This is a genomic window from Bacillus sp. MYb209, assembly GCF_002975175.1.
GTDB lineage: Bacteria > Bacillota > Bacilli > Bacillales > Bacillaceae_G > Bacillus_A.
Genome location: NZ_PCNZ01000014.1, coordinates 112,189 through 118,656 on the forward strand (window position 1 = coordinate 112,189; position 6,468 = coordinate 118,656).

Sequence of the window (6,468 nt, forward strand, 5' to 3'; positions counted from 1 at the left end):
TTTAAATTATTCTACTATTTGAAATGGCTTTGTTTGAGATACTTTCATCATTTTCATACGAGCAAATCGCTCATCTAAATTATTTTCAAGTACCCATTCATGATGTGTTTCTGCAACCATCGGCTTATCATCAACAGAAATACCTTCCCATTCAAAATCTACGGAAACATTTATTGTATTATCCGCATTTTCTGTAACTGAGAGATTTTTCGGATAATGTCCACTTTGTTTCACTTGATTCGAAGCAGTTACCAACCATTCGTTAAATCCTTCTAATGTATCGATTTTAGAACCTGTACTTAAATTCAACTCAAATTGTTCTGCTAGTAATTCTTTGAATTTGTCACCGTTCACACATGCTGTTTCCATTAAATATAACCAATAATGCATAAATGATTTGGCTCTATTGTCTACATAGGCAGATGTAAATTGTGGATTTTCTACATTACCGATTGGCTCTATATGGACCTTTGTAAAAAGAGGTAAGTCATTCCCCCTAAGTTTCAGGATTGTCGAATAATGAATTCTGTAGCTGTATCTACTATCATCTGGGCGTATATTTTGATAAAGAATATCTGCTTCTAATGAAAGTTCTTCATCGTTCAACTGTTTGATTGATGTGTTTTCAACATGATGCGCATTTTGCCATCCTTCAAACATTTTTAATCTATCTTCTAAACCAATTTTACCTTTAGTAGTTCCAGCTTGAGATGAAATTTCAATTTCATCCCCTAAAATGTCTAACTGGTTTTCTAGACGAGCTTTGTTAAATGGGACTTCATATACTTGATACCAACGATAGTATTGTGTGAATGCCAAATGATTATTTTGAATGTCTTTAAATTTCCCCATGTTTTTTACGCTCCTTTAAGGTCTAAAATTTCAAGTTGGGTACACAAAATTATTTTCTTGTTCTCGTCACATACGGAAAAATTGGATCTCTTAATTGGAACTCATACGTTTCTCCATTCACAATTCCAACAACCTTCTCGCTATCATACAGATCTAACATAAATCCAGCCATTTCTTTTGCCGTATGAAATTTAGGAATTACACCTTCATATTGGAATTCCTCTGCATCCACAGAACGTTTAGCAAATTCCGTTTCAGTTGCAGCAGGAGCCAAGACTTTTGCTTGCATTGCTGCCCCTTTTCCTGTCAATTCTTGTGCTAGACCTTCTGTAAAGGCACTTACATAGAACTTTGTCGCGCAGTATGTCACAGCATCGGCAACAATCAGGTATCCTCCTCCTGAAGAAATATTGATAATTTGCGTTCCTTCAACATTTGCATAGTCACGTACATAAAGAGAGGACAGAACGGTTAATGCTTCAATATTCAAGTGAAGCATCGTCTCAATTTTATTTAAATTTTGTTCCCCAACCGAAGCAAAGTTTCCAAACCCAGCATTGTTAATCCAGGTCTCAATTTGATAATCATGAAGACTTTCGTAGAATTCATAAACATTTGCAGTAACAGATAAGTCTACGTTCCGAATGACAACATCCAGGTCTGCGTTAATGTCAGCCACTTTTGATTTTAGCTTTTCCAATTCCTCCGTTCTGCGAGCTGCTACGATTAAGTTTTTTCCGCGAGCCGCAAAAGCAAGAGCCGTTTCATACCCAATTCCTGAACTGGCACCTGTAATAACTGTATATTTCATATAAATTCCTCCTGAATTTTATCCAATTGATTTGATTGTGAATGAACTATGAGTTGATTATAATGATTAGAGTAAACTCTAAGTCAAGAAAAATTAATGTGGAGGTTTCTTATGCACACCATTGGTGAAGTGGCTAAAATTTTAGAGATAAGTACACATACATTGCGGTATTACGAAAAGGAAAAAATTATAATTCCTGGTCGTAATGCCAGCGGAGACAGACGATATAACGATTCTCATATTAAATGGCTGCAATTTGTTATCAAGTTAAAAGAAACACAAATGCCTATTGCGAAAATAAAGAAGTATGCTTCATTAGTTTTAGAAGGAGAACATACCGCACTAGAGCGGTTAAGCCTTTTAGAAGAACATAAACACTCTATTAAGAAACAAATCAGAACGTTAAAAGCTGCGGATGAGATGCTTGAATATAAAATTGCGGCTTACAAAGATTTCATCAGTAAACGAGATTAGATGCAGGCTCTATAAGGGCGATCGCCACATCTCCATGGGGTAGAATGGGCATCCGTCAATTTTGGAGTAATCATCTGTCCAATAAATATAAAAATAAAAACAACCGATTCCTTAACGTACAAGGAATCGGTTGTTTTGTGTCTAAATTGTGTCTAAACGTACAATTTTCTTTTTTTGATATGGTGACCCCACATCCATCAACTTAAGGATTTAGACTATTCTTGACGTTAAAAGCACGTTACTATTCTTTTATATTAACGAGAAAGAGTGACGTACTTTTTATGCATAATTTCAGTGTACACAATGACATTATTTTTTGCACCAGAACCGGATAAACTACTGGTGTGCTATATTAATCTCCACTTTCCTCGTTATTACAAGCTAATAATGGTTCGTACATCATTATAGCGTGATTCTCCGTTACATATTGATCTTCTACAAACTGTTTCTGTTGGCTATATACTCTACGTTGAATAACATTGTGTCGTATATAACCACCCCAGTATGCAGATTGGATTGAGTGTTCTTTTTCATAAACTTCATATTGATAAAGCTGCGGATAGGCTGTTCTCCATTCACCAACTAAATGTTTATCTGTGATATAAAGGTGAAGTTGATACGATTGGTCCGTTTCATTTTTAATTTGCAAGTCCAAATAGTTATAGGAACAAGTCGCTCCGCTTCCAAACGGCTGGGTCCGCTTGGAATCAGGAAAGACATCAAAGCTATGACGATATCGCTCTGTTACTGTCAGTGGTGTATGTAAGGTCATCCAATATATTAAATTTGAAAGCTGACAAAGTCCCCCTCCAATGCCTGCTTGAAAAGATCCATAGTGTAATATCATACCTTCTACATACCCTTTTCTCCTAGTAGGCTTACCTATTAAACGCCAGTAAGAGAATGTTTCTCCCGGTCTAATGACGATACCATCTAGCTGTTTAATGGCAATCTTTAAATTAACAACTTTATTCTGTTGATACCACATATCTACATCCTTGAGCTTACGAAGTAGTATCGTTCGGTGCTGAATCGCTGTACAGGGTAACTTTTCTTGTTGTAAAGTTTTTGCGTATGTTTTTCCGTCTGCTAACCACTGGATGTACCTCTTTGTAGAGTAATACCATGTTCCTAGCATAATACGATACTTAGACCGCTGTTTAGGACGTAAGTTCACTATATTCATTTTATTTTCTCTCTCAATCGTTTTCATATTTTGACCTGGTCAAGAAAAACTAGTACACTATTTTCTATTTCAGCATGGAAAGCATAACCTTTTCTAATTCAGCTTTATTTAAAATACTAACGGTGATTACTATTTGATACGCACTTTTTCCATCTTTCGCAGGAACAATCATTTTCATTCCTGTTATATTACTATCACTGGACTTACCAAAGGTCACTTGGTTTCCACCAATCATCTCCATACCTTGTACAAACTGTAGTTCATATTCTTCAAACATATGGAATCCTTTTCTATTCCAAGGATCTTTTTTCGCTCCTAGGACTTCTGATTGTTCGATGATGATTTGACCATCATCTCCATCTATATATTCAGTTCTAACCACAAGATTTGGTTTCTCTATTGTAATGTCTGAGTCAACCTGTTCTTTCACTAGATGGTATCCTTCTGGCATATAATTTGGTTTTTTTATTGGAAAATCAACTAGTTTTTTCGCATCTTCTATTGTAGATGGGAAATGTTTTCTAACTTTTTCCCAAAGTGGACCTTGAGAATTCCCGTTTGTTTCTAGTTTATTTTGTTCTTCTTCATTTAACATCTCCCCTAAAGCTATTTCTTTTTTTTCGAGACTAAACCAATCTTCTTGCAATTTCACTAATGTATCAAATTCTTTTTTTGTCAAAAACTTTTTAGCCGCTGCTATTTTGTCAATCATTTCTTTATATTGTTCTTCTGAAATCTTTAATTCTGCATGTGCCTGTTCTTTTGTACCGACTATCTTTTCTACAACTGTATGAATAGAAACATCTTCTTCTTTTTTGGTTTCTTTTGTTTTGATTTTTTCTAATGTTTGTTCTTTCTGATGCTTATTTGACTCATCTGCACGTGCATTTAATAAAGAGAAGGATGATACAGCGATAAAAGCAACAACTCCAAATGCAGACCAACGATAAGAGTTCTTTTTGAACTTTTTAATCATAAGAATTCTCCTTTTTAATGTTCTTCTATTTCTACTTAAGTTTGCTAAGCCTGGCACTTGATAATAACTTGAGTAATGTTCTAAAAGACTAATAATGGTATGACCATATGCAATTTGTTCCTCTGAATCTATAAATGTAAGAGCAAACGCATCGCATGCCAGTTCCTGATCCTCCCGCATGCATGCGTAGGCATACCAAAGAATTGGGTTAAACCAATTTAGAATGAGTAAGCCATGCATAAGCCAATTTACTCCAACATCTCTTCGTTTGATGTGAGCCAATTCATGATAAAAAATGTATCGCAACTGTTGCTCATCTAGTACTTTCATATGTACACTTGACAATAGCACCTTTGGCCGAATAAATCCGAACACAGTTGGACTTGAAATCTTCCCAGCCAAAAGTAGTGGGATATCCTGTTGAACGGACATAGATTGTTTGCAGTTCTTAAAGATTTTAACAATTCTTTGTTCTGTAATTACAGGTTGTTTTTTTATGTAGAGTAATAAACGCCTATTCATAATGATGGTAGTAAAGCCCAGAATGATAACCACAGCAAGCCAAATATATAAAAGGATTGTATAAAATGAAAACGTCTCATCATCTTGCTTTTCATTATTGTGCGTTTGTTTCTTACTTTCCTCAGCTTTTTGTGTTGGACTAGATGTATAGGTATCTTCATTTGTGATTACCTTTGTATCACCTATATCTGCCGATCCTTGCATAAGTTCTTTTGTAGGAGAAACAGTTACAGGGTCTTGGTGAAAGATAACTGGAGTTCCATTACTGTACGAAAGGATAGAATAGATACTATAGGAACTATCTGGTGACCATGGCAATAAAAGTCTTACAATTAATATCATCCATAATAGATACTGCCATCGTGGGGTTAACTTATTTCTAAGTAAGATTTTTACACATAAGATTAGACCAACTAATATACTTGCCATAATGGAGGTTTCTATCACCCAATCAAAAAAGCGAGGTAGATAGACGTTTACAAACATATCTATCATTATGATCTATCCTTCCTCTGATTTTCCTCATTCTTCTCATCCAGAATTCGTTTAAGTTCGTTAATGTCTTCTGAAGACAGCTTTTCTTCTTTTAAGAAATTCACAAGTAAAGGTTTAAATGCTGCACCATAGAACCGTTTGAGTAAGGATTTTGTTTCTACTTGTAAATAACTATCTTGCGACACCAAAGGATAATAGGCATACATACGCCCTTTGTCTTGATGGTAAGAAACAGCTTCTTTGTGGACTAATCGATTAATAAGCGTTCGAATCGTCTTCGGTTTCCAGTCCATCGTTACCTCTAGCGCTTCAATCACTTCATTCGCCGTTTGAGGAGATTTTGACCAAAGAACTTTCATAACTTCTAATTCAGCTTCCGATATTTTAGGTAATTCTTTCATTATATAAAATTCCACCCCTTGTATTACATTTGTAATCTACAAATCAATATTACGAATGTAATCCTTAATTGTCAACCATATTTTGGGTTTGTAAATACATTTTCATGAAAATTAAGAAATTAACCCCAAAAAACAATGAAAATACGCTATTCTTTTTGTAGAAATATACAGAAAGGATGGCGTTTTTGTATGAATCTATCGATTCAAGATGAGTTTCACTTGTTCGCTGAAGAACTACAGCGATATCTATCTCCACATATTCTTCAACAACTTGCACAAGAGACAGGTTTTGTAAAACGTAAAAGTAAGTATGGCGCACGAGATTTGGCTGCTTTATGTATCTGGATTAGTCAACAGGTAGCAAGCGATTCTCTTACTCGATTATGTAGTCAGCTTTATGCAAATACAGCTACACTTATGAGTCCTGAAGGACTTAATCAACGTTTTAACCGATGCGCTGTTTTCTTTCTACAGCGGGTATTTTCCCTTTTAATCAAAAGCAAACTAAACGATTCGTCTCAAATCCTAAACCAATACACTTCTTATTTTCAACGTATACGTATTTTAGATGCTACTATTTTTCAAGTACCCAACCATTTAGCCCCTATTTATCCTGGTTCAGGAGGATGTGCACAAACAGCTGGTATTAAGATTCAACTAGAGTATGATTTACATAGTGGGAAATTCCTCAATTTCCAAATGGAACCAGGTAAAAATAATGATAAAACCTTTGGTACAGAATGTTTGGATA

7 protein-coding genes are annotated in these 6,468 nt (G+C 35.1%); 2 read left to right on the forward strand and 5 right to left on the reverse strand.

The features are described 5' to 3' along the window. Positions 1–6: 6 nt before the first annotated feature. On the reverse strand, positions 7–852 hold the full coding sequence (locus tag CQZ94_RS19585; RefSeq protein WP_105586706.1) for a hypothetical protein: 846 nt from the start codon (positions 850–852) through the stop codon (positions 7–9). 49 nt (positions 853–901) lie between these two features. Then, on the reverse strand, positions 902–1,663 hold the full coding sequence (locus CQZ94_RS19590) for an SDR family NAD(P)-dependent oxidoreductase (RefSeq protein ID WP_105586707.1): 762 nt from the start codon (positions 1,661–1,663) through the stop codon (positions 902–904). 111 nt (positions 1,664–1,774) lie between these two features. Between CQZ94_RS19590 and CQZ94_RS19595 the strand changes: the two genes are divergently transcribed. Beyond that, on the forward strand, positions 1,775–2,137 hold the full coding sequence (locus tag CQZ94_RS19595) for a MerR family transcriptional regulator (protein ID WP_105586708.1): 363 nt from the start codon (positions 1,775–1,777) through the stop codon (positions 2,135–2,137). 352 nt (positions 2,138–2,489) lie between these two features. Here the strand turns inward: CQZ94_RS19595 and CQZ94_RS19600 are convergent, their stop codons facing one another. From CQZ94_RS19600 to CQZ94_RS19610, 3 genes are all read right to left on the reverse strand, one after another. Next, positions 2,490–3,323, reverse strand: a complete 834-nt coding sequence (locus CQZ94_RS19600; RefSeq protein WP_016119196.1) for a VanW family protein — start codon at positions 3,321–3,323, stop codon at positions 2,490–2,492. A gap of 64 nt (positions 3,324–3,387) precedes the next feature. Beyond that, positions 3,388–5,316, reverse strand: a complete 1,929-nt coding sequence (locus tag CQZ94_RS19605) for a M56 family metallopeptidase (protein ID WP_105586709.1) — start codon at positions 5,314–5,316, stop codon at positions 3,388–3,390. Next, on the reverse strand, positions 5,316–5,720 hold the full coding sequence (locus CQZ94_RS19610) for a BlaI/MecI/CopY family transcriptional regulator (RefSeq protein ID WP_374954551.1): 405 nt from the start codon (positions 5,718–5,720) through the stop codon (positions 5,316–5,318). Before CQZ94_RS19610 ends, CQZ94_RS19605 begins: the two co-directional genes overlap by 1 nt. 186 nt (positions 5,721–5,906) lie before the next feature. Between CQZ94_RS19610 and CQZ94_RS19620 the strand changes: the two genes are divergently transcribed. Then, positions 5,907–6,468, forward strand: a 562-nt coding sequence (locus CQZ94_RS19620) for an IS4 family transposase (protein WP_142395876.1), incomplete at its 3' end; no start/stop codon positions are given.